This is a genomic window from Photorhabdus thracensis, from assembly GCF_001010285.1.
GTDB classification, from domain to species: domain Bacteria; phylum Pseudomonadota; class Gammaproteobacteria; order Enterobacterales; family Enterobacteriaceae; genus Photorhabdus; species Photorhabdus temperata.
On sequence record NZ_CP011104.1, the window covers coordinates 1,956,012 to 1,979,555 of the forward strand.

The 23,544-nt window shown below is 44.2% G+C and carries 21 protein-coding genes and 2 pseudogenes; 7 read left to right on the top strand and 16 right to left on the bottom strand.

Annotated features, from left to right (window positions below; genetic code table 11):
• The first annotated feature begins 18 nt into the window (after positions 1-18).
• Positions 19-1,629, top strand: a pseudogene (locus VY86_RS08315) (IS1634 family transposase).
• Positions 1,630-1,842: 213 nt separating this feature from the next.
• Here the strand turns inward: VY86_RS08315 and trpS are convergent.
• The 11 genes from trpS to pilM all read right to left on the bottom strand — a co-directional run bounded on the left by trpS (position 1,843) and on the right by pilM (position 11,492).
• A complete protein-coding gene (trpS, locus tag VY86_RS08320) occupies positions 1,843-2,880 on the bottom strand; it encodes a tryptophan--tRNA ligase (protein ID WP_046974607.1) in 1,038 nt (345 codons plus the stop codon).
• Positions 2,881-2,884: 4 nt separating this feature from the next.
• On the bottom strand, positions 2,885-3,589 hold the full coding sequence (locus VY86_RS08325) for a phosphoglycolate phosphatase (protein WP_046974608.1): 705 nt from the start codon (positions 3,587-3,589) through the stop codon (positions 2,885-2,887).
• Positions 3,579-4,259, bottom strand: a complete 681-nt coding sequence (gene rpe, locus VY86_RS08330) for a ribulose-phosphate 3-epimerase (RefSeq protein WP_046974609.1) — start codon at positions 4,257-4,259, stop codon at positions 3,579-3,581. Before rpe ends, VY86_RS08325 begins: the two co-directional genes overlap by 11 nt.
• A gap of 55 nt (positions 4,260-4,314) precedes the next feature.
• Entirely contained in the window at positions 4,315-5,127 is an 813-nt protein-coding gene (dam, locus tag VY86_RS08335) for an adenine-specific DNA-methyltransferase (protein ID WP_046974610.1), read from the bottom strand.
• A gap of 84 nt (positions 5,128-5,211) precedes the next feature.
• Positions 5,212-6,126, bottom strand: coding sequence for an SPOR domain-containing protein (locus VY86_RS08340; RefSeq protein ID WP_046974611.1), 915 nt, complete (start codon positions 6,124-6,126; stop codon positions 5,212-5,214).
• Between the two features lie 154 nt (positions 6,127-6,280).
• A complete protein-coding gene (gene aroB / locus VY86_RS08345) occupies positions 6,281-7,381 on the bottom strand; it encodes a 3-dehydroquinate synthase (protein WP_046974612.1) in 1,101 nt (366 codons plus the stop codon).
• 46 nt (positions 7,382-7,427) lie between these two features.
• Positions 7,428-7,949, bottom strand: a complete 522-nt coding sequence (aroK, locus tag VY86_RS08350; RefSeq protein ID WP_011144496.1) for a shikimate kinase AroK — start codon at positions 7,947-7,949, stop codon at positions 7,428-7,430.
• A gap of 602 nt (positions 7,950-8,551) precedes the next feature.
• Positions 8,552-9,586 carry a type IV pilus secretin PilQ gene (gene pilQ / locus VY86_RS08355; protein ID WP_046974613.1) on the bottom strand — a complete coding sequence of 345 codons (1,035 nt, stop codon included), beginning with the start codon at positions 9,584-9,586 and terminating at the stop codon, positions 8,552-8,554.
• Positions 9,579-10,124 carry a hypothetical protein gene (locus VY86_RS08360; RefSeq protein ID WP_046974614.1) on the bottom strand — a complete coding sequence of 182 codons (546 nt, stop codon included), beginning with the start codon at positions 10,122-10,124 and terminating at the stop codon, positions 9,579-9,581. Before VY86_RS08360 ends, pilQ begins: the two co-directional genes overlap by 8 nt.
• Positions 10,111-10,665 carry a PilN domain-containing protein gene (locus VY86_RS08365; RefSeq protein WP_046974615.1) on the bottom strand — a complete coding sequence of 185 codons (555 nt, stop codon included), beginning with the start codon at positions 10,663-10,665 and terminating at the stop codon, positions 10,111-10,113. The genes VY86_RS08360 and VY86_RS08365 overlap by 14 nt, the downstream gene beginning before the upstream one ends.
• Complete coding sequence (gene pilM, locus VY86_RS08370; RefSeq protein WP_046974616.1) at positions 10,662-11,492, bottom strand: pilus assembly protein PilM; 831 nt, start codon at positions 11,490-11,492, stop codon at positions 10,662-10,664. Before pilM ends, VY86_RS08365 begins: the two co-directional genes overlap by 4 nt.
• A 119-nt stretch (positions 11,493-11,611) precedes the next feature.
• On the opposite strand from pilM, the gene mrcA reads away from it, so the two are divergent.
• Positions 11,612-14,140, top strand: a complete 2,529-nt coding sequence (gene mrcA / locus VY86_RS08375) for a peptidoglycan glycosyltransferase/peptidoglycan DD-transpeptidase MrcA (RefSeq protein ID WP_046974617.1) — start codon at positions 11,612-11,614, stop codon at positions 14,138-14,140.
• 43 nt (positions 14,141-14,183) lie between these two features.
• Here the strand turns inward: mrcA and nudE are convergent, their stop codons facing one another.
• Positions 14,184-14,732: an ADP compounds hydrolase NudE gene (nudE, locus tag VY86_RS08380; RefSeq protein ID WP_046974618.1), complete on the bottom strand. Its 549-nt coding sequence runs from the start codon at positions 14,730-14,732 to the stop codon at positions 14,184-14,186.
• A gap of 354 nt (positions 14,733-15,086) precedes the next feature.
• Between nudE and VY86_RS08385 the strand changes: the two genes are divergently transcribed.
• From VY86_RS08385 to hslO, 3 genes are read left to right on the top strand one after another with little or no spacing between them, the layout of a single operon-like run.
• Positions 15,087-17,201, top strand: coding sequence for an IgaA/UmoB family intracellular growth attenuator (locus VY86_RS08385; protein WP_046974619.1), 2,115 nt, complete (start codon positions 15,087-15,089; stop codon positions 17,199-17,201).
• Positions 17,202-17,258: 57 nt separating this feature from the next.
• Positions 17,259-17,675, top strand: coding sequence for a ribosome-associated heat shock protein Hsp15 (gene hslR / locus VY86_RS08390; RefSeq protein ID WP_046974620.1), 417 nt, complete (start codon positions 17,259-17,261; stop codon positions 17,673-17,675).
• A 22-nt stretch (positions 17,676-17,697) separates the two neighbouring features.
• On the top strand, positions 17,698-18,570 hold the full coding sequence (gene hslO, locus VY86_RS08395; RefSeq protein ID WP_046974621.1) for an Hsp33 family molecular chaperone HslO: 873 nt from the start codon (positions 17,698-17,700) through the stop codon (positions 18,568-18,570).
• Positions 18,571-18,602: 32 nt separating this feature from the next.
• Here the strand turns inward: hslO and VY86_RS08400 are convergent, their stop codons facing one another.
• From VY86_RS08400 to tnpA, 3 genes are all read right to left on the bottom strand, one after another.
• Positions 18,603-19,301, bottom strand: a complete 699-nt coding sequence (locus tag VY86_RS08400) for a transposase (RefSeq protein ID WP_046974622.1) — start codon at positions 19,299-19,301, stop codon at positions 18,603-18,605.
• Between the two features lie 174 nt (positions 19,302-19,475).
• On the bottom strand, positions 19,476-19,895 hold the full coding sequence (locus tag VY86_RS25740) for a transposase (protein WP_228939823.1): 420 nt from the start codon (positions 19,893-19,895) through the stop codon (positions 19,476-19,478).
• A complete protein-coding gene (gene tnpA / locus VY86_RS08410) occupies positions 19,840-20,256 on the bottom strand; it encodes an IS200/IS605 family transposase (protein ID WP_046974623.1) in 417 nt (138 codons plus the stop codon). Before tnpA ends, VY86_RS25740 begins: the two co-directional genes overlap by 56 nt.
• A gap of 22 nt (positions 20,257-20,278) precedes the next feature.
• Between tnpA and VY86_RS23205 the strand changes: the two are divergent.
• Positions 20,279-20,678: pseudogene (locus VY86_RS23205) on the top strand (RNA-guided endonuclease InsQ/TnpB family protein); the annotation flags it as partial.
• A 105-nt stretch (positions 20,679-20,783) separates the two neighbouring features.
• Complete coding sequence (pckA, locus tag VY86_RS08420) at positions 20,784-22,403, top strand: phosphoenolpyruvate carboxykinase (ATP) (protein WP_046974624.1); 1,620 nt, start codon at positions 20,784-20,786, stop codon at positions 22,401-22,403.
• Between the two features lie 59 nt (positions 22,404-22,462).
• On the opposite strand, the gene VY86_RS08425 is transcribed toward pckA, so the two are convergent.
• Positions 22,463-23,158 (bottom strand): pirin family protein, encoded by a 696-nt coding sequence (locus VY86_RS08425; RefSeq protein WP_046974625.1) that lies wholly within the window; start codon positions 23,156-23,158, stop codon positions 22,463-22,465.
• Positions 23,159-23,544: the final 386 nt, after the last annotated feature.

The window sequence follows — 23,544 nt, forward strand, 5'->3', positions numbered from 1 at the left end:
ATTTGCCGGAAAGTGAATATGCTCAAGTCAGAACCTGCCATTAAACGTCTTGATCACCTTGGTCTCATCGCGGCTTTCTGCTATGAAGCCGGATTGCCCCGTATCATTGATGCCATCATTCCAAAATATTCGGGTCACACCGTTTCTCATGGCGAGGCTTTTCTTGCGATGATCCTTAACGGGTTGGGGTTTCACAGCCGGACACTGCACATGTTTTCCGGTTTTTTCCAGCATAAGCCGATTGAACGTTTGATTGGCCCCGGTATTGATGCTGTACATCTGAATGATGACGTGCTGGGTCGTACATTGGATGCTTTATATGAGGCTGGCGTGTCAGAAGTGTATCAGATACTGGCTGAACAGGTCATTGATAAATTGGGCATAACACCCCATTCTGTGCATCTCGACATCTCCAGTTTCCATGTGGATGGCGAGTCCAAGTCTCCTCTGAAAGACGACACGCAGCGTATTGAACGGGTTCGGGGGTACAGCCGCGACCATCGGCCTGAGCTGAACCAGGTTATCCTTGAGCTGATTTGTGAAAATCAGGCCGGGATACCCGTTTACATGCAGGCAATGAGCGGAAATACCAACGATACCCGGGCGTTCACAGAATTCACAAAACATCATATTCGTTGCCTGAAAGCCGCGCAGAACAGCCGCTACTTTGTCGCCGATGCCGCCCTTTATAGTGAAGAGGCAATAACTTCACTGCATAAGCAAAAACAACGCTTCGTTACCCGCGTGCCGTTAACGCTCAAAGAAGCTAAACAGCAGCTTTTGAACGTGGATCCCCATCAGCTACAGCCTTTCACCGAAGGTTATGCTGGATGTTGGGTTGAATCCTGCTATGGCGGGGTCCCGCAACGCTGGTTGCTGGTGAGTAGTGCGGCTGCCCGTCAACGTGAAGGGCAGACTTTGACGAAAAATACGCTCAAATCAACGAAAAAAGAGCTGAAAGCGTTTGAAAAATTGTGCAAAAAAGGGTTTGCCTGCAAGGAAGATGCGTTATGCGCCCTGCGTGATTTTGGCTCCGAATGCCAGTTTATCGGTATTGACGCCCCACAAGTGGAGGAAATCATGACGTATCAAGGGCGTGCGTCCGGCTAAAGATAAACCCTCTCAGATTCATTACCGGCTCTCAGGCCGGGCTTACAGTCAACTGGATAAAGTCGTGTATGCCCGACTCAAGGTGGGGATGTTTATTTTGGCGACCAATGAAGCGGACGATAAGGCGCTGGATATGGCCGCGTTGCTCGCGAATTACAAAGCCCAGCAGAAAGTTGAGCGAGGTTTTCGATTCCTAAAAAGTCCCGAGTTCTTAACCTCATCAATGTACCTGAAAAAACCGGAACGCATCGAAGCCTTATTGATGGTGATGACGTGTAGTTTAATGGTGTATGCGGCGCTGAACATAAAATTCGCACGGGTCTGAAACAAAGCAAGGCATTCTACCCGGATATGAAGCAGCAGCAGACGCAATCGCCCACCGCTCGTTGGGTATTTTTAACTTTCGAAGGTATTAATACCTTTGAATTTCAAGAACACCGGATGGTGACGGGAATGCAACCGTACCAAAATGCCCTGCTGAAAATATTGGAGCCACCATACGAGTCTTTTTATTCCTGAATTGGGTGCGGAATGTCGGATATAATCTTTCTGGCTGATTAATCTGTTAGGCTTTTACCATCGTTGATGCAATAAAGTGTTATTAAAGGATTGGAGAAAACTAATCAGCCGACAGCACATTATCTAAAGTTTACAATGACGAAAATTTCAAATGGGTTGGTTAGTACCTTGAAATGTGCACGCGGTAAACGTGCACATTTTATCTCTTAATTATTAAGGATGAGCAATAAAGCCAACAGCTTCGTACACTTTATCCAGCGTAATCTGAGCGCGGGCTTTTGCCTTAGCTGCACCTTCTGCCATGATCTGGTTCAGCAGGGCTTCATCATTACGGAAATGATGGAAACGCTCTTGTAACTCAGTCAGCATACCGGAAACTGCATCAGCCACAGCACCTTTTAAATGGCCATACATCTGGCCTGCAAATTCTGTTTCCAGTTCAGGAATAGTTTTGCCGGTAACGCCAGCGAGGATATCCAATAAGTTAGAAACCCCAGGTTTTTGTTCCAGATCGTAACGAACGCGGGGTGGCTCTTCTGAATCTGTGACTGCACGTTTAATCTTTTTAGCTGCTGATTTTGGGTCTTCCAACAGAGCGATAACGTTGTTGCGGTTATCATCTGACTTAGACATTTTCTTTTCTGGGTCCTGAAGGGCCATAACACGGGCACCACCAGTTGGGATGAATGGTTCTGGCACAGTGAAGATATCGCCGTAGATAGCATTAAATCGTTGAGCGATATCGCGGCTCAGTTCAAGATGCTGTTTCTGATCAATACCTACCGGGACCTGGTTTGTTTGATATACCAAAATATCCGCAGCCATCAATACCGGATAGTCAAACAGACCTGCGTTGATGTTTTCGGAATGGCGGGTTGATTTGTCTTTGAACTGAGTCATACGGCTGAGTTCGCCGAAATAGGTATAGCAGTTTAGGACCCAGCTTAATTGAGTGTGCTGTGGTACATGGGACTGAACGAAAATGGTGCTTTTTTCTGGATCAATGCCACAAGCCAGGTAGAGCGCCAGTGTATCCAGAGTGCGTTTTCTCAATTCTTTTGGGTCCTGACGGACAGTGATTGCATGTTGGTCAACGATGCAATAGATGCAGTCATAATCTTCCTGCATTTTAACCCACTGACGTAACGCCCCCATGTAGTTACCGATGGTTAATTCACCGGAAGGCTGCGCGCCGCTGAATACAATAGGTTTTTGGGAGTTTGGTTTTTCAGATACAGTGGGTTCATTCATTTTATTATGCTTCCTGAAGTTTCAAAGATGGGAGTCCAATTGTGGATAGCAGATCCGAGAAATTCGTTAATATGCAGTCTGGATTGCTTAATTCAATAGATTCACCGTAGTTATATCCATAGGTTAAACCAACACAAGGGCAACCAGCCGCTTGTGCCGCTAAAATATCATTACGGGAATCACCGACAAAGAGCAATTCTTCCTTATGCAGTCCGAATGTGCCCATTGTGAGATAAATAGGTGCCGGGTGTGGCTTTTTCTTTTTAACATCATCACCGCCTAACACCAATGAAAAGTATTCACTGATACCTAAAGAATCCAGCAAAGGAGCAATAAACGGTGTTGGCTTATTGGTGATGATACCCATTGGCAGGTTGTGTTTTGCCAGTTCGGCCAATGTGACTTTGACTTCCGGGAACAACTGACTGCCTGTTGTTACCGTTGTTTCATAGAAATGGTCAAACAGCTCACGGGTTTCTTGATGCAGTTGTGTGGTCAATTCGACTCTGGCCCATGTCAACGCACGTTCGACCATAATATCCGCACCGTTACCTACCCAGACAGCAACCCGTTCTTTTCCCGGAGCAGGGAAACCTTTAGCTAACAGAGCTTGATCCAGTGCATCAGCCAAACCACCTGCGCTGTCTACCAGCGTGCCGTCCAGATCAAAGGCGATAGCACGAATATCTTTTAATACCTTATTTGCCATGAGATACCTTTAACAATTCACTACGCATATTATCAATGACGGTTTTGTAATCTGGCTGACTGAAAATAGCAGAACCAGCAACGAACATATCTGCACCCGCGGCCGCCGCTTCTGCGATATTGCTGGCTTTAATACCACCATCCACCTCAAGACGAATATCATAACCACTTTCGTCAATGATTTTACGAACCTGGCGCAGCTTCTCCAGTGTTCCAGGGATGAAAGATTGGCCGCCGAACCCAGGATTGACCGACATCAACAGAATGATGTCCAGTTTATCCAAAACATAATCAAGATAACTCAGTGGAGTTGCAGGATTGAATACCAAGCCGGCTTTACAACCATGCTCTTTGATGAGTTGCAGGCTGCGATCAATATGTTCACTGGTTTCTGGATGGAAGGTAATGTAAGTTGCTCCTGCTTTGGCAAAATCCGGGATAATGCGGTCAACCGGTTTTACCATCAGATGCACATCAATTGGCGCAGTAATGCCATAATCCCGTAGAGCCTGACAGACCATAGGGCCGATAGTCAGGTTAGGAACATAATGGTTGTCCATCACATCAAAGTGAACAACGTCTGCACCTGCTGCCAGTACTTTTGCTGTATCTTCACCCAACTGCGCAAAATTTGCAGATAAAATGGATGGGGCAATCAGAAAATCTTTCATTATCTTCTCCAAATCGTTTCTATCTCCCTTAATGCGAGGCAAAAGGGGGGATAAGTTAGCGATATAAGGCCAAAAGTTCGTCTACTTTACTGCGGGCAAGGATATTCCTGCTGATGGTGCGACGTGCTTTGACAATATGAAGTGAAGCCTGATGGTACCATTTTCGTGTCATTGGCGTATCGTGATTGGATATCAAAACAGGAATTGCACGTTCTGATGATAGCTTAAATGCAATCTGTGCCAGATTTTCCTGATCTGCAATGTTAAAACTGTTGGTGTGATACGCCGTAAAGTTTGCTGTTGCTGACAGAGGGGCATAAGGTGGGTCGCAATAGATAACCGAGCCTTCCCGTGCTTTGTTCAAAGTGTGTTGATAGTGCTCACAGATAAAAGTGGCATTTTGGGATTTTTCAGCAAACCAATGTAATTCGTCTTCAGGAAAATAGGGTTTTTTATAACGGCCGAACGGTACGTTAAATTTACCATGAGAATTATAACGACAGAGGCCGTTGTAACAATGGCGATTGAGATAAAGGAATAACACGCTACGCTGGAACGGATTGGTACTTTGGTTAAATTGTTCCCGTAACTGATAAAAATGTTCAGCGGTGTTGTATTCCTGGGTAAACAGAGGGCGTGTATGAGTAATAAACTCATTAGCCCTGAATTTTACTGTGTTGTACAGGTTAATTAGGTCACTGTTGATATCAGCGAGGATGTAAGAATCATAGTCTGTGTTCAGAAAAACAGAACCTGCGCCAACAAATGGCTCTATCAGACAATTACCCGCTGGCAGATGACGTTTGATATCATCAACCAACGGGTATTTTCCACCGGCCCATTTTAAGAAAGCGCGTTTTTTTTTCATGCTGTCAATTAATTACTCAATCATTCCAGAGCCGCAGATTGTACTCTGTTTAGGACAGCATATCAGCGCCTAATAAATATTGTTTTAATTTCTCAGATCTTGTTGCACTTGCTGCATCGTTCTAACCCAAGGTTTTTTCGCTTGAATCTCGGTTGGCAGAGATGAAACGGCCCGTTTGGCTTCAGAAACGGAACTGTAATCACCATGAATCAAAATAAACCAGGTTTTTCCATTACGTTTAGTTTCATAGACTTTGTAATGTGTGAGGTTATTCTTTTTAGCAAAAGCAGTCAGTGTATCTGAACGGCTGGCGCTACTTAATTGCAAAGTGTAGTGATTTGCCGGGGCTTTCAGCGGATTACTGCCGGCCACATTATTTTTGCTGTTGCTGGTATGACTTGTAGATGGTTTTGATTTAGCTGATGTTTCTGATTTCAGTGGATGGATATTTTCCGGTTTCTGCTGTACCGCTGGTGGTGGTGTTACTGTCTGCGGTTGCTGGGCCTGATTCAGATTCTGCACTGCATGATTTATATTACTTTGTTGCTGAGTCAGTGCATCAGGAGTATGTCCAGGTAATTCAATGCGCTGGCTTTCACCATTGTTAACTTGGGGCTGTTGAGGTTGCGTTGGGGTACCACTGACAGGAGGAATATTGATTTCCTGTGGCCCGTTAATTGTATTTGCAGTGGTATTCTCCGATGTGACGGATTGATTGTTATCGTTTTTGGATGGTGAACCTGATAAATCAATATTTTTTTCTGCAACATTTGGAGATTGCTGTTTCTCATGTTCAGTTGGCGCTTTTAAAGCAGAACTGATAGCCATAATCAGCAGTAACAGCACCAAAATTCCAATCCCGATCATCATTTGCTGGCGTGAAACCGCAAACTTGGGTTTGTTTAATGGTTGGCGTGATCGTGAAGGACGGCGGTCTGAGGTATCTGGCCTAAACTCGTTATCCGCCCTTTGTTCATTTTCTGATTTGAATTCGTCCATATGCCCTCCAAACAGAGCTAATACTGCCAATTGCAATTAAAGCCGGTCCGATAGGCTGACCTAAATAGCAATGAATGAAAATTTGTCTGATAAAGTAGCTATTTTATGACACAACAACCAGATGTATGCAAAAAAACATTTAATTTATTGATAATTACACATTTTCAGGTGGTAAACACTGGCGGACAGCTTCAAGGACACAATCATGTCCAATGTCTGAACGGAGATTAGCTTTGCCAATTTTTGTCGGAAGAATCAGATATAATTTACCTGCTATAACTTTCTTATCCCGCATCATATGCGGGAGATAAGCTTCCGGTGGCATGTTTTTTGGCCCGTGTATAGGTAGATTTGCCCGCTCTAGCAATCGGATAATACGTTGAGTATCCTGCTCAGAGAAATTATCAGCCAGTTGAGCGGTTCTTGCTGCCATAACCATTCCTGCGGCAACAGCTTCTCCGTGCAGCCAGACGCCATATCCTATTTCTGTTTCAATTGCATGACCAAATGTATGACCAAGATTTAGCAAGGCACGCAGGCCACTCAATTCTTTTTCGTCTGCTGCGACAACTTCTGCTTTCAATTCACAGCAACGACGGATGCAGTAAGCCATTGCCTGGTCATCAAGATTGAGCAGTTTATCCATATTATTTTCAAGCCAGCTAAAGAATTCGCTGTCGAGAATGATACCGTACTTAATTACCTCAGCCAGACCTGAAGAAAGCTCACGGGCTGGAAGTGTTTGCAGGCAATTAAGATCGACCATCACAGAGGCAGGCTGATAGAACGCACCTATCATATTTTTGCCAAGAGGATGGTTTACTGCGGTTTTTCCTCCTACAGAGGAATCAACCTGAGCAAGAAGGGTGGTAGGAACCTGAATAAAACGGACACCACGTTGATAACAGGCAGCGGCAAAACCAGTTAAATCACCGATTACGCCGCCACCGAGAGCGATAAGGGTTGTATCCCGGCTATGGTTATTTTCCAGCAAAGCAGAAAATACGTCATTTAATACGGAAAGAGATTTGTACTGTTCACCATCGGGCAGAATAACTTCATCTACTTGAATCCCGGCTAGCTGCAAAGTGGCTTTTACTTTTGCCAGATACAACGGAGCCAGGGTTTGATTCGTCACCAGCATAACCTGCTGACCTGCTTTTAGGGGTGCAAAAGCAGAAGGAGCATCAAATAACCCTTTTGCGATAGTAATTGGGTAGCTACGCTCCCCTAAAGTGACAGTGATCTCTTCCATAGCAGCCTTCGCCTTTATTGTTTATCGCTGTACAGACTTACTTGAATCAGTTCTTTTCCAGTAACTCAATGATTTGGTTAGCGACAACCTTAGCGCTTTGTTCATCGGTACGGATAGTGACATCAGCTATTTCCTCATACAGAGGATTACGTTCGTTCGCTAAATTTTCTAAAACTTCGCGTGCTGGTGCATCAACTTGAAGTAAAGGACGTTTTTTATCGCGCTGGGTGCGTGCTAACTGTTTTTCAATGGTGGTTTCCAAGTAGACCACGACCCCACGGGCAGACAGACGATTACGGGTTTCTCTGGATTTAACAGAGCCCCCGCCAGTTGCCAGTACAATGCCTTGTTTTTCAGTGAGTTCGTTAATCACTTTTTCTTCGCGTTCGCGGAAGCCCTCTTCACCTTCCACATCGAATACCCAGCCCACGTCAGCTCCGGTACGTCGCTCAATTTCTTGATCGGAGTCATAAAACTCCATATTGAGTTGCTGAGCTAACTGACGACCAATAGTGCTTTTGCCGGCACCCATAGGCCCAACCAGAAAGATATTACGTTTCTCTGCCATGTTTTTGGTATTACTAAGACTATTCGTTAATGATAACCCGCCCCGCCAATCAAATTAGCAGCGGGACCTAAACTGAAACCCTCTTGACTGCTCCTCTTCTTAAAAGGAAGAGGATTCCCACTTCACAGAGACGTACCTGACTCGCAGTGACGCGAGCCCAGGCTTACCTTCTCTCCGTAGGCTAACACTGTCAGCCTGACAGCTTTGATATGTCGCGCTTTATATGCGTGTTTCATAGGGTCACACACTACATAGGAAAATGTAAAAATGCAAAAATTAATCGTTAGTGGGAAAATCACTTCCTTTCCTTCCCGTCCTGAAGAACGAGGTTTCCCGGAGGCCGACTGGTGAGAAAATTATCTCAGTACATCAGCCAAGTTTGCAACTATATAAATCAACGATGAGCTTCTTGTAACGGAAGCTCTGGTTATTATTGTGATATTAACCCGACTATTCAATTAGCTCACTCTTGTATGCTAAATCGGACTCAGCGTCAAATCTATAAACAGGGTTAGATGAAAAAATCTGCGCATAATCATACCTAATTGCTGAATTTTTTATTGCCGACATCACTGATATAGTGGTTATATTTTTTCATTCGATTAAATATCCATCAATTGAGGCGTGATAAATATCACCAACTCACGTCGGCTGTGTTTATGACCTTTTTGGCTAAATAACGAACCGATCAGAGGGATGTCTGATAGATAAGGTACTTTTTGGGTTTTCTCACTTTTTTTCTGTTGAAAAATTCCACCGAGAATAAGTGTTTCACCATTTTTTACAGTAACTTGGGTCACTATTTCCTGTTTGTCGATGGTTAAATTCTCACCACCACCTTGACTGATTGAAATTCCCGGCATGTTTTGGCTGATTTTCAGTGAGAGTCTGATTTTATCTTTTCTCAATATATGGGGTGTGACTTCCATTCCAAGTACGGCTTCTTTAAATTGCACGGTACTTTTCTCTTTTTCCTGACTGACATAGGGGATATCAGAGCCTTGTTTAATGCTGGCTAACTGTTGATGTGAAGCGGTTAGTCTTGGGCTGGCGATAATATCCAGTTGGTTTTCCTGTTCTAAGGCGCTGAGTTCCATTTCCAGCAAACGGGTATGGATGCGGGCAATATTGAACGCAAATCGGTGCATGTTGTCGTTGGCAGCTTGGTTGATATTCAGGCGGTTTATGCCCGTTGATGTATTAAGTTGATCTCCTATCGGCATCCCCCAATAGACTCCCAGTTCATGCAATGCTTCCCTGCTGCTGGTTACGATATGTGCGGTAATCTGCACCTGCTGTTGTGGTGTATCTATTTCTTTCAGCCAGCTTTTTATCTGAGCGATTGCAATGGCGCTATCCTGTAAAATTAGGCTGTTAGTTTCAGGATCAAAATCAGCCTTACCCTCTTTGGTCATCAGTGCGGGTATATTTTGTCTGAGATTAAGGGCAATTTTTTCTGCGTCTGCATATTGTAATGCTGTTGAGAGGTGCTGAACCTCAGCTTCATTGACTGATTGATCAAATAACTCAATAGGTTGCTCTTCTGTTTCTGTTATTGGTGGAGCAAAAGGGTTTCTTATTTCTGCAATGCAGATAGCAGGCAGGAAAATGATAAACAGAATAAATATTTTAGTCATAAAATTCCTCATATGAGGTTTCTGACAAGGTCATTTTGACATTTAGAGATTCACCTGATGGAGAAACAGAAAACTGTTTGATCAGCAGCGGCGGGTATAACGCCTGTAATGCATCAAGAAAATCCAGCATTTGTTCATAGTTTAAATAAATCGTTATTTGCCAGAGCGTTTTTTCTCCTTCATTTTTACGTTGCCATTCAATAATTTGCCCGCCAGAATTTATCAACGGTTGTTGCAGTTGTTTTACTGCGGTAATTTTTACGGTGTTTTGTGGTGGCTGGTTAAGTTCATTTTCAATTTGGTTTATCTGTTGCCGTATACCTTCCAACTGAGGTAACTGATTTAGCTGGTTATTGGCTGATTTTGTATTGGTTTGCTGGACAATTATTTCCTGTGTCAGCCCAATTTCCTGTTCAGCTTTCTCTTGCCAGAAGAAAAGATAAAACAGGATCAGGACCAGGATGATGATAGTTTGCTGCCAAATAAAGAGCAGCCAGGCGGGTTTGGCAAACCACCATAAATAGTCATTTTTTATCATCGGGTATCTCCGTCTGCCAGTTCGCGTCAATAATAAACTGCCTGATTTGCTGTTCAGTGGTGGTCATTTTTTTCAGTTGAATTTCAGATAGTTGTCCGTTATTTTCGAGATTATCCAGCAGCGATGTCATACTGGAATAATCCAGACTGTTAGCAACCAATTTCAATTGACCTGCATGATCATCGAAAGCGGTTAGCCAACTTCCTTCCGGTAGTAACTCAGGTAATTCATTGAATAATCTCAAATGTTGCTGATTCTGTTTCAGCCGCGTTTGTTGTTGTTTTAATTTATAGGCCAGTTTGTTGTGAAGATTGAACGCCTCTTCTGTCTGAGTTATCTGTTGTTGTAAATGTAATTGTTGCTGGTTGAGTTGTTGCAATTGTCTTTGATGCTTGTTAATCGTTTCCAGTTGTTTCAACGACATCCAGACGAGCACTGCCAGCCACAACGCCAATTGCAATAGGAGAAGAATCGTCCACCAACGATAGCGGGATTTCAGCCGGGTTTGTCGCCAGGGCAGAAAATTAACCTGATACATCATTTATCATCCGGTCTGAGTGCCAAGCCGCCGGCTATCACATATTCCATCAGTTGAATCGGGAGCGGTGGTTGATAGTGACGGAATGCTGCCAGCATATCCCAGGCGTAAGTTCCTTCAGGCAGCGTTTCCTGTTGGTAGCTGCTGTAATAAATATTCTTTTTAGTTATGGATGAGGCCGGTAATTGGCTAATAACCTGTAGTGGAGAAGTTGCGGTATTTGCTGCTACCAAATCATAAGCAAAGGGTGCATTGGCAGGAGATACCCATAACCAACTGGATTGTTGCCGGTGCAGTAGCCAGCTATCAGCCGGAACGCCAGCATATTGCGCTATATAGCGTAGTGCACAGGGGGCAATATCAATGGCGTCCGGGAAGATTTCTGCTTGTGCAAGGCATTGTAGCCAGATATCCAGATCTTTCTGACGGGCTGCGCTGATATAGGCGTTTTGCTCGATAATACGGTAATCCAGAGCCAATTCTCGGGTGTTAAAGGGAAATTGTTTTTCAGCGCTGGCATTGATAAACCAGCCTTGTTCCGGCTCTTTAAGATTGATATCTGAAGGTAACGTCAGATTCCGCTGCAATGTTTGCTGTACAGGTAAGGCGAGTCTGAAACTGATTTTTTTGGGTAATTTTTGGCGCCATTGATTTAATATATCGCATAATATCTCTGGCCGCTGTAAACGACCTTCTGGCATAACTGCATCAGATAAAAGATATTGCCAGCAGTGGTGAAGCTGCCAGCCACTACGGCGTTTTATGGCTGCGACGGCACGAATGGCTCCATTTTGGATGTCCAGGCCGACATACCACTTTGGTGAGTACATATGACGATCTCCATATCAGTAATTTTAATAAAAGACCATATTCAAGGTGCTGTGTAACCTTTATACTACGCGCCGATTGTTTATAAACCACCCAACTAACGTGGCATGGGAAATTTCAGGTGAAGTTCGTAAAGTATTTTTTAATCTTTGTCGTGAGTTGCATTTTTCTGGGAACAGCCTCGATTTTTGGCATGTACAAATATATCGAGCCTCAGTTACCTGATGTGGCGACATTAAAAGATGTTCGATTACAGACACCAATGCAGGTGTTCAGTGCGGATGGAGAGCTTATTGCTCAGTATGGTGAGAAGCGCCGTATGCCTCTTACTCTGTCCGAAATTCCACCTGTTATGGTGAAGGCATTTATTGCAACGGAGGACAGTCGTTTTTATGAACATCATGGCGTTGATCCTATAGGAATTATCCGGGCGGCATCTGTGGCGATGACTTCAGGCCATGCTTCTCAAGGGGCCAGTACCATTACTCAGCAACTGGCGAGAAATTTCTTTCTCAGTCCTGAGAAAACATTGATGCGTAAAATCAAGGAAGCTTTTCTGGCTGTCAGGATTGAGCAGTTACTGAATAAAGATGAGATCCTTGAACTCTATCTCAATAAAATTTATCTCGGTTACCGGGCTTATGGTGTCGGGGCTGCGGCTCAGGTTTATTTTGGTAAGAGTGTCAATGAGTTGACATTGAGTGAAATGGCCATGATTGCCGGTCTGCCAAAAGCCCCTTCTACTTTTAACCCGCTTTATTCTTATGGCCGGGCGATTAACCGCCGGAATGTGGTTCTGAGCCGTATGCTCGATCAGGGCTATATTACTCAGCAGCAATATAATCAAGCCAGAAGTGAAAAGCTGGTGGCGAATTATCATGCACCTCAGATTGCTTTTTCTGCGCCCTATTTGGCTGAGATGGTACGTCAGAACATGATTGAGCGTTATGGCGAGAATGCTTATACCGACGGTTATAAAGTTTATACCACGATTACCCGCAAGCTTCAGTTGGCTGCTACGGATGCGGTGCGTAATAACATCATTGATTACGATATGCGTCATGGTTATCGCGGGGCGCAGGAAGTGTTATGGAAAGTGGGTGAACCTGCCTGGGATAGGGAACAGATTATTAAGAAGCTTAAGGCTCTGCCAAATTATGGGCCGTTAATGCCGGCGGTTGTGACTAGCACGGGAGCTGATCAAGCGACGGTGATGCTGGTTGATGGCAGCAGTGCAGAATTGCCGATGGCGGGTGTCCGTTGGGCCAGAAAATTCAAATCTGATAGTGTGCAGGGTGCGGTTCCACGTAGTGTGAATGAAGTGGTTCAGGCTGGTGAACAGGTTTGGGTTCGGAAAGTAAAAGATATCTGGTGGTTGTCACAAATGCCGGAAGTTAATGCGGCTTTGGTTTCTATTGACCCTAATGATGGCGCTGTAAAAGCGCTGGTGGGTGGGTTCGATTTCAGCTTAAGTAAGTTTAACCGTGTTACGCAGTCATTACGTCAGATTGGTTCCAATATTAAACCGTTTCTCTATACCGCTGCGATGGATAAAGGGCTGACGCTGGCTTCGTTGCTTAATGACCTGCCAATCAGCCGCTGGGATGCGGGCGCTGGTACTGATTGGCGCCCGAAAAATTCCCCGCCAACGTATGCGGGGCCAATTCGTTTGCGTCAGGGATTAGGGCAATCGAAGAACGCCGTAATGGTTCGGGCAATGCGTGCGATGGGGGTTGATTATGCCGCTGATTACCTGCAACGGTTTGGCTTCCCGGCACAAAATATTGTTCGTACAGAATCTCTGGCTTTGGGATCCCCATCATTTACACCAATGCAAATAGTGCGTGGGTATTCGGTCATGTCCAATGGCGGCTATTTGATAGATCCTTACTTCATTACCAGAATTGAAAATGAAGATAGGGATATCCTGTTTGAGGCGAAACCTAAGATTGCGTGTCCACAGTGCGATATTCCGGTGATTTATGGTGATACGGTGCGTTCAATCGAACTTTCTGAAAACTCGATTGAAAATGTAGCTCAATCTCAGGTCGGGCAGCAGGAGATATTACCTCTGCCTGAATTAGAGAGGGTTCCGGTAGTTGATGGTAGTGAAGATGGGCAAAAATATGCTCCTCACGTTATCAGTACCCCTTTAGCATTTCTGATCCATGATGCTTTGAATACCAATATTTTTGGTGAGCTAGGTTGGAGCGGTACAGGGTGGCGTGCCTCGCGTGATCTGAAACGTCGTGATATTGGTGGTAAAACCGGGACAACCAACAGTTCAAAGGATGCCTGGTTTTCAGGTTATGGGCCGGATATTGTGACGACCGTCTGGATTGGTTTTGACGATCACCGTAGAAGCCTTGGTCGTACAGCAGCCAGTGGTGGTGAGGCGGGTGCTAAGAGTGCGCAGCCAATTTGGGATGACTTTATGAAAATTGCACTGGAGGGTGTTCCTGAAAAAGAAGTTGCCGCCCCTCCGGGTATTGTTTCCGTCGTGATAGATCGTAAAACAGGTAAACTTGCTGGTGGAGGTGGAGATACCCGCAGTGAGTATTTTATTGACGGAACTCAGCCTACAGAGAGTGCGGTGCAGGAAGTTGGTACAACGTTGATCGAGAATGGTGAAAGTCAGGAGCTATTCTGATAATAAACCAGGCACAACGGGAAATCCGTTGTGCCTGTTAACTTCAACGACGGTATAAGTGTTTTTGCGCTAAAAACAGGGCACAGACATTTCGCGCTTCGTTGAAGTCAGCGTGATCCAGCAATGACATCATATCGGCTATTGGCCAACGTATTTGCGGCAATGGTTCAGGCTCATCCCCTTCCAGGCTTTCCGGATAGAGATTTTCCGCAATAACAATGTTCATTTTGCTGGAAAAATAGGACGGAGCCATAGTAAGTTTGGCTAATTGCTCTATTTTTCTGGCGCCAAAACCGATTTCTTCTTTCAATTCACGGTTAGCCGCTTCAAGGATACTTTCACCAGAGTCGATAGCACCTTTGGGAAAGCCTAATTCGTATTGCTCAATACCTACTGCGTATTCACGGATAAGTATTAATTCATCCCCAATGACCGGGACGATTAAAACCGCTTCCCGGGTTGCTGGACGCATCCGTTCATAAACGCGTTTTACACCGTTACTGAATTCGAGATCGACTGACTGAATATGAAATAAACGTGAATGGGCAATGTTCTCTATGTTCAGGATTTTAGGGTTTTTCTGGTCATTCATAGTTGCCCCTGATGGCATTAATATTTGGTTGATTTGAGTGTCTGTGCATTATTACGTCATAAATTATTTCATTAACCTTAGGTTTTATGATGAAATTAGGTACACTCCAGAGCTTGACTAAATATGGCCGATTATTTTGATAAATGATAGTGATTATCGCTTGTCATCGTTGTTACTGTTATCTTTATCCTCTTTGGAGATAGATCTGTGTTATAGATAGTTCAGCGGGTGATTATATAACTTGTTGTAAAATAAATTAAAAAAACAGATAGAAATAACCTGATTCAGAACTGAACGAGCGGTTACTATTTTGCAAGCAACAATAGCAAATATTGTCATGAATATGGGGAAAAAATGAACTCAACAGCCGTTATATTGGCTATCTTGATGATTAGCCTGATTATAATGGCTTCTTTTCTGATTTTCAGATGGAAGCCGCATGATAACGCGCGTTATCTGCCTTCTGTTGCTGACCCGACCTATCGTAAACTTCATGTTGATGAATATCAGGCCATTGAATGTTATCTGAAGCAGGTGTTGCCACTGGTTTTAACCGACCGTATCAATAAAACAAGCGGGTTAATTCTGACGGACAAAAATGACACGGTTTATACTATCTGTAATTCCATTACCCGGTTTTCTGTTGCCTCAGATGAACCACATAGCTGGCGTTATTATATTGATATGGCAGAAGTTCATTTGCCATTTTTCCTTGAGCCTTTTATTAAACAACAAAATATTATTGATGTTGTTCACACTGCGGGAATACCACTTGTTATTTCGATTAATGGTCACTTCCTGAAAGATTTTCAACGGGATTTTCCTTCTGCTCCAGTAGCTTCAGATATGTCCCATCAGCAGGCATCGATCCAAAAAAATGGCGATACCAGCATAAAATTACAAAATATCCGTAAAGAGACAGCAGAAGAATACCGGTTGAATCACTCATCGGGTATTTGGGAGGGAGGATTCTTGTGTCTCGGGTTTTTTATTTGGTTCTTTGCGTTACTCTCACCGATACTGTTTTTGCCGTGGCTGATGTTGATTGCTGGTACTTTAATGGCTGTCAGCTTTTGGCCGTTGTTCTGTCCGTCTTCAAGACGCAGACGCGAGGATATTCACTGTCTTACCGGTATACCAAAACGGTGGGGATTATTTGGAGAATTTGAACAAGGGCAAATGAGTAATATCTCTCTTGGTGGGATTGATTTAATTTACCCATCTCATTGGGAATCTTATGTTACCTGCGATCTTGATCAGAAAACCAATATCGATATTTACACTAACGGCCAGGTGGTCAGGCAAGGGCATTATCTCTCTTTGCACAATGAGGAGAAAAATTATCCTTATCACCGTTATGGGAAAAATCTAATAATGATTGGTGGCAGCTTGCTTATTATGCTGCTGCTCTATTTTTATCAGCCGGTCAGTGTACCAATGAAACTCAGTTTTGCCTGGTTGCGTGGTAGCAGCACGAAGGTTGTCACTGATGCTAATACGATGAAAGAGATGGCGTTGCGGGTCGGGGATATCCTGAAAGCAAAAGGGGTTGGTATGTGTTATATGCCGCCAAATAATATGAACGGCAAAGGAAACACTTATTTTTCTCCATTCGATTGCTCAGGGATATATTGGAATAGTACTCATTCACTGCCAATCCAAGAATCAGAAGTTATAAAAAATGCGGCTAAACTGATTGCAACCGTTAATAAGCAATTACGTCTACAGGAAAATAGCGATGTGATTAATTCAGGTCTTGCTCAGGAGATTGCCAAATCTGGTATGATTTTATTGGATGATTTTCCTGATATCATATTGAAAACTAATAAATTATGTGGAAAAGAAGTAGACTGTTTCCGATTGAAGAATGCTTTGGTTAACCTGGGTAGCGCCAATGATTGGACAACTTTGTTAAAAAATACAGAAGATGGCAAGTTTGATGACATCCATGTTTTATTGCGTCCAGCGGGGGCTGAAGCGCTGGGAAAGCTGGTTGATGCGACTACATCGTCATTTATCTACCGGGAAATAGATAAAATAGCAATCCTGCTTAATAGCCCTTCTCCGGGCGGTGTTCTGCTGATCAGTGAGGAAGGTAAACAGCTGGTTGAATATATCACGCCGGCAATTGTTTCTTATGACCATAGCGCGTTAGAACAATGGAGTGAGTTACAGCGGTTATCGGATACGGTGTTGCAAACACCATTTGAGACAATAGGAATTATTACAGAATTGTCCGTAGATACTAATGGAACCCGCCGGATTGTATTACATAGTTCACTGGATTCCATGACGCTGATCCGTTGTATTGGCACAACGCTTTTACTCTTGGTGCTTTTGGCGATTTTGGTCATTAATTTGGTGTTAGCTGTTAAGAAAAACTGGCAAAACAAACAACGTCTAAGCAAAATCAGGCAGTATTACGATAGCTGTTTTGATACGGCTTTCCCACCTACACATTGGCGATAATCAGCAATGGTGTGTTAGGCTTGGCTTTTTTGCCGGAGCTGATATTGGGAGAAAAAAATGAAAGATAATTCAGACTCCAATCAAGCTGTCCGTCTGGATAAATGGCTGTGGGCTGCCCGCTTTTATAAAACACGGGCTATGGCACGGGAAATGATAGATGGTGGTAAAGTTCACTATAATGGTCAACGAAGTAAACCGAGTAAAGTGGTTGAACCCGGAGCTGAAATTAAACTGCGTCAGAGTAATGATGAACGTATTATTGAAGTTCTTGCGTTAAGCAGCCATCGGCGCGGTGCACCGGAAGCTCAACAACTTTACCGAGAGACTGAAGAAAGTATTGCTAACCGGGAAAAAATAGCAATAGCCCGTAAAATGAACGCATTAACTATGCCTCATCCTGATCGCCGGCCGGATAAAAAAGAGAGACGCACGCTGATTAAGTTCAAAAACACCAAATTAAGTGAGCAGGAATAATCTGCTCCAGTGAGAGATACTTATGTTTAAACAAGACCAATTACACCGCTTTTTGTTTGAGAATTATTCTGTACGTGGTGAGCTGGTTTTAGCCAGTGAAACTTACCAGCATATTCTGGAAAATCATGATTACCCGCAGCCGGTACAGCAATTATTGGGAGAGCTATTGGTAGCAACCAGTTTATTAACGGCGACACTGAAATTTGATGGTGATATTACTGTTCAAATTCAGGGAGATGGCCCGGTAAAACTGGCTGTCATTAACGGTAATCATCAGCAACAAATGCGCGGTGTCGCCCGTATTGACGGATTAGTTGCTGAAAATAGCAGCTTGAAGCAGATGGTTGGCACAGGCTATATGGTCATTACCATTACACCAACTCATGGTGAGCGCTATCAGGGTGTCGTTGCATTGGAAGGTGAAACGCTGGCGGAATGTTTGGATGATTATTTCAGACAGTCTGAACAGTTACCAACCCGTCTGTCTATCCGTACCGGTGTTCAGGATGGAAAGATCGCTGCCGGCGGTATGTTGCTACAGATTTTGCCAGCCGCGGAGCAAGGTAGTGCAGACGTATTTGATCATCTGGTACAGCTTACTGCAACCATTAAAGGTGAAGAGCTATTTTCACTGGAAGTTAAAGAGATCTTGCATCGTCTTTATCATGAAGAGGATGTTGTATTATATGAGCCGCAACCCGTTGAATTCTGCTGTACTTGCTCTCGTCAACGTTGTGCTGACACGTTAGTCACACTTTCCGATGAGGATGTTAATCATATTTTGCAGAAAGATGGCAACATCAATATGGAGTGTGAATACTGCGGTACGCACTATATTTTTGATGCTGATGATATCGTTGAAATCAGGTCAGAAAAAAAGAGCCGGTTACACTAATATTTATCCGGTGCGCCGTAAAACCCCGTCCCTCAGAGGATGTCGCAAAAGGTTAAGGTCACTTTTTCAAGCATCAAGTTAAATTCAATCACTGACTTTGGGCAGCCTGTTATTTGTATGGATAACAGGCTAAAAATAATCCCTAATATCAGAGCCACAGCTCTTGATAAGTTATAGGCCATTGCATGCAGGGAAAACTCCAGCTTTACCGCTGATAATCCCTTATGCCGAAAGCGTTCCAGTCTCTGAATTCCCCGTAATGCCGAAAATACCGGTTCTACCAGGCTCTTTCGTTGACTCAATATTTGTTTTGACTCGGGTCTGGCCATATGCAAACGAAGCGTCTCCCGCCCTTCATCTTCCGGATAACGTTTTATTTTTCTTCCTCCTTTAGCCTTTGTGCAGCCCGCTTTCTGCGGGCATCCGGCACAATTGTCAGCGCTATAAACCCGATAGGTCCGCGTTTTTTCAGCGGCTTTCACTGTACTTTGCAGGGACAATTGATGATGGGCAGGACAAATATAGCAATTTTGCTCAGCATCATAAGTAAATAATGATTTGGGATAGATTTTTCGTGCACGCTGTCGGTCTGAATTTTCTGCACAAAACAGCAAGATCTGATGTTTCTGCGCCTCAGCAATCACATCGTCATGGAAATAACCGGCATCCAATAACAGCTTTTCCGGGTGACCTCCCGAGATAGTGAGATTCTGCGCCAATAACGCGGCCATCACTTGGGTTTCACTGGAGGGATCGACCGTTTGAGCGACGATAATACGTCTGTTTTAGTCAACAACAGACGGTTTATAGGAAGTTGAAAATCCCCTTCCCCGCTTGAGTTTCTGGACGACGGCTTCGGGTTCTGTTGGATTGATACGCAGTTGGCTGGCATCCTTCCCTTTTTTTCACGATTTTCTTGTCGGCGCCGTAATACGTTGGCTCCCTGTTCCAATTGCCTCCTGAGTTAAAAGGTGGTAATGAGAACAGGCCGCCTCTATCACTGTCCCGTCACCGGCCAGGCACGAGCCCTCCGAATGACTACGGTGCAAAATGGATAAGGTCAGTGCCTTAAAAAACGGTTCCGTCAGGACGGATTGGTGCTGATAAATAAAACGCCCAAGACTGGCATGATCGGGCGTAATTCTCTGACTGACAAAAATACAGCCTAAATCTAAACGCGCAAGTCGTTCAAGTTCTCTAAGTAAGTAGTGTCCTTTCATGATCCCATAAAGCAGGATCCCTATCATGGAGCATGGAGAATAAGGGGCTCTACCCAGGTGTTTGCTGCTGTTCAATGTATTGCCGGATGATAGATATCGGCGCACTGCCACAACTCCCCGCAAAATAACTCGGACTCCACAGAACACCTGTGTAAAAATAGCGCAGTGCTATATCAGGGCGATCGCGGCGCAGCAAGCGGCTGGACACGTCCTTGAGGCTGTTGACCAGACTTGATATTGCCAATTTAGGCGGATAATTGATCAGAAAGTGAACATAATCGCGTTCGCCGTCCATTTCAACCCGTTCAGCGTTAAAATCGTTGCACACAGAGCTAAAGTATCCACGTCGCTTTTCGATAGCATCAAGAGCAAAGATTTTGCGCCGACACTTGGTAACAAATACCCAATGCACATGCATCAGGAATACGCAGTGTCTGCCGCGTCGAATATCCGTTTCATTTGTCATAGACCAAAGTATAATAGGGCGTATGAAACGACGACAAGCCTTCAAATTCCAGTTAAGACCAGATGGTCAGCAGGAGCGTGATATGCGGCGCTTCGCCGGTGCTTGTCGCTTTGTTTTCAACCGTGCGCTGGCTCTCCAGAATGAGAACCATGAGGCGGGACACAACCTATACCAAAATGGCTTCATGGTTCATTGACTGGAAATCCGATGCAGATACGCCAGATATGCAATGGCTTAAAGAAGCGCCATCACAGCAGTCGCTAAAAGCTCTGGAACGCGCCTACAAAAATTTTTTCCGGAAGCGCGCAGCATTCCCCCGTTTCAAGAAACGAGGTCAGAACGATGCTTTCCGCTATCCTCAGGGCGTGAAACTGGATCAGGAAAACAGCCGTATTTTCTTGCCGAAGCTGGGGTGGATAAAAATGATAGGTTTTCAATTTTTTGATAACAATCGCTGTTAATTAATCATAACTATTTATTATTGCTCACAGAAAAAGCGTGACTATCCAGGACCCAGGAGCAATAACATGAGTGTTAAAGGCATTACCCCGCAGGAACTCGCGGACTATGGAATCCATGATGTTAGTGAGATTGTTTATAACCCAAGCTATGAGCTGTTATTTTCAGAAGAAACCAAACCTTCACTGGAAGGTTACGAGATTGGCACTTTGACCAACCTGGGGGCTGTGGCTGTCGATACGGGGATCTTCACTGGTCGTTCCCCCAAAGATAAGTATATTGTCCGTGATGATGTTACCCGTGACACCGTATGGTGGGCTGACCAGGGAAAAGGCAAGAATGATAACAAGCCATTGCAACAGGAAACATGGACACATCTGAAAGGTCTGGTTACTCAACAGCTTTCAGGCAAACGTTTGTTTATTGTCGATGCTTTTTGTGGTGCGAATGCAGATACACGCCTAAAAGTCCGCTTTATTACAGAAGTTGCATGGCAGGCTCATTTCGTTAAGAACATGTTTATCCGCCCCTCAGATAAAGAATTGGCCGGATTCAAACCAGACTTTATTGTAATGAATGGTGCAAAATGCACTAACCCACAATGGCAAGAGCAGGGTTTGAATTCTGAAAACTTTGTCGCGTTCAACCTGACAGAGCGTATGCAGCTTATCGGTGGTACCTGGTACGGCGGTGAAATGAAGAAAGGGATGTTCTCAATGATGAACTACCTGTTGCCATTAAAAGGCATTGCTTCAATGCATTGTTCTGCCAACGTTGGTGAGAAGGGCGATGTTGCTGTCTTCTTCGGCTTATCAGGTACAGGTAAAACCACGCTTTCTACTGATCCAAAACGTAAGCTGATTGGTGACGATGAACACGGTTGGGATGATGACGGCGTATTCAACTTTGAAGGTGGCTGTTACGCGAAAACCATCAATCTATCCAAAGAAGCAGAACCTGATATCTACAATGCGATTAAACGTGATGCATTGCTGGAAAATGTGACGGTACTGGCAGATGGCACGGTTGATTTCAATGATGGTTCAAAAACTGAAAACACCCGTGTTTCTTATCCTATCTATCATATTGAAAACATTGTTAAGCCGGTTTCCAAAGCAGGTCACGCGACCAAGGTCATTTTTCTGACGGCAGATGCGTTTGGCGTGTTGCCTCCGGTATCCCGTCTGACACCGGAGCAGACCCAATATCACTTCTTGTCTGGCTTCACGGCAAAACTGGCTGGTACAGAACGTGGTGTGACGGAACCAACACCAACGTTCTCTGCCTGTTTCGGCGCCGCCTTCCTAAGTCTGCATCCAACTCAATACGCGGAAGTCTTGGTAAAACGCATGCAGGCCGCAGGTGCCAAGGCTTATTTGGTGAATACTGGCTGGAATGGGACGGGTAAACGAATCTCTATTAAGGATACCCGTGGAATCATTGACGCCATCCTGAGTGGTGATATTGAGGAAGCTGACACCATTACATTACCTATCTTCGATCTGGCGGTTCCGACTGCGTTGCCTGGTGTTGATACCGACATTCTTGATCCACGTGATACTTATGCAGATAAATCTCAGTGGGAAGAGAAGGCGAAAGATCTGGCACATCGTTTTGTCGATAACTTTGATAAATACACGGATACCCCAGCAGGAGAAGCGTTAGTAAAAGCGGGTCCTAAACTGTAATTGTGAGTTTCTTCTTGTATAAATAAACCTCATCCGTATGGGTGAGGTTTATTGGGGATTTATGCCGCAGGAAGGTCAAACAGCAATATTTCACTATCATCACCGGCGTTAAGTTGAAGATGGGTTTCATCCCTAATCGCCAGACCATCGCTGGTGATTGCTTGCACCCCATTAACAGTTACTTCTCCACGTACCACTTGTATCCAGATATAACGGCCATTCTCTGTAAGATATTCGGAAGTTTCATGACTTTTCAGTACCCAGCGCCACAAGGTCATGTCTTGGAAGACTTTTAGTGAGCCATCCCGTGCATCGGGAGAGAGCACTAACTGGCGACCTTGCACATCATCAAAACGTCGCTGTTCGTAACGCGGTGCCAAGCCGGTTTTGTCTGGAGTAATCCAGATTTGATACAGATGCAATTGGCGATCATTGTTCGGGTTATATTCTGAATGACGAATACCGGTACCTGCACTCATAATTTGGAATTCACCGGCGGGTACTTGCTCTTTATTTCCCATACTATCCTGATGTTCAACTGCACCGGAAAGTACATAGGTCAGTATTTCCATATCATTATGTGGATGGGTACCAAAGCCTTGACCTGCTTCGATGAAATCTTCATTAATCACTCTCAGCGCTGAAAAATTCAAAAAATTGGCGTCGTAATAGTTGGCAAATGAGAAGGTATGCCAGCTATCTAGCCAGCCATGATTGGCGTGGCCGCGATCTGATGCTTTGCGTAAATAGATCATATTCAAATCTCCTCAATGGTTTTTACAGTCTAGTTGAGAAGAGATAACATAAAAGTCTAAAAACCTAACCTAATTGTTCAAATATTTTGAAAATATAATAACCGGATTGATCAATAAAAAAAAGCCAGCACTCGGCTGGCTAAAGTAAACACTGGAAGCAATGTGAGCAATGTCGTGCTTTCATCCTTACCCTGAAGGCGGTTCATCTGAAAGCGATACGAATGATAATAATTATCACTATCGATTGTAAAGTGTTTTTTCTGGTCAAATATGGAATAATTGTGGAGTTTTATTTAACTAATTGATAAATATCAGTATTTTTTCGGGTGCTGAGGAATGCCTAAGGGAGCGAAAATCATCTCATTTAGTCGATTTGCTAAATGATT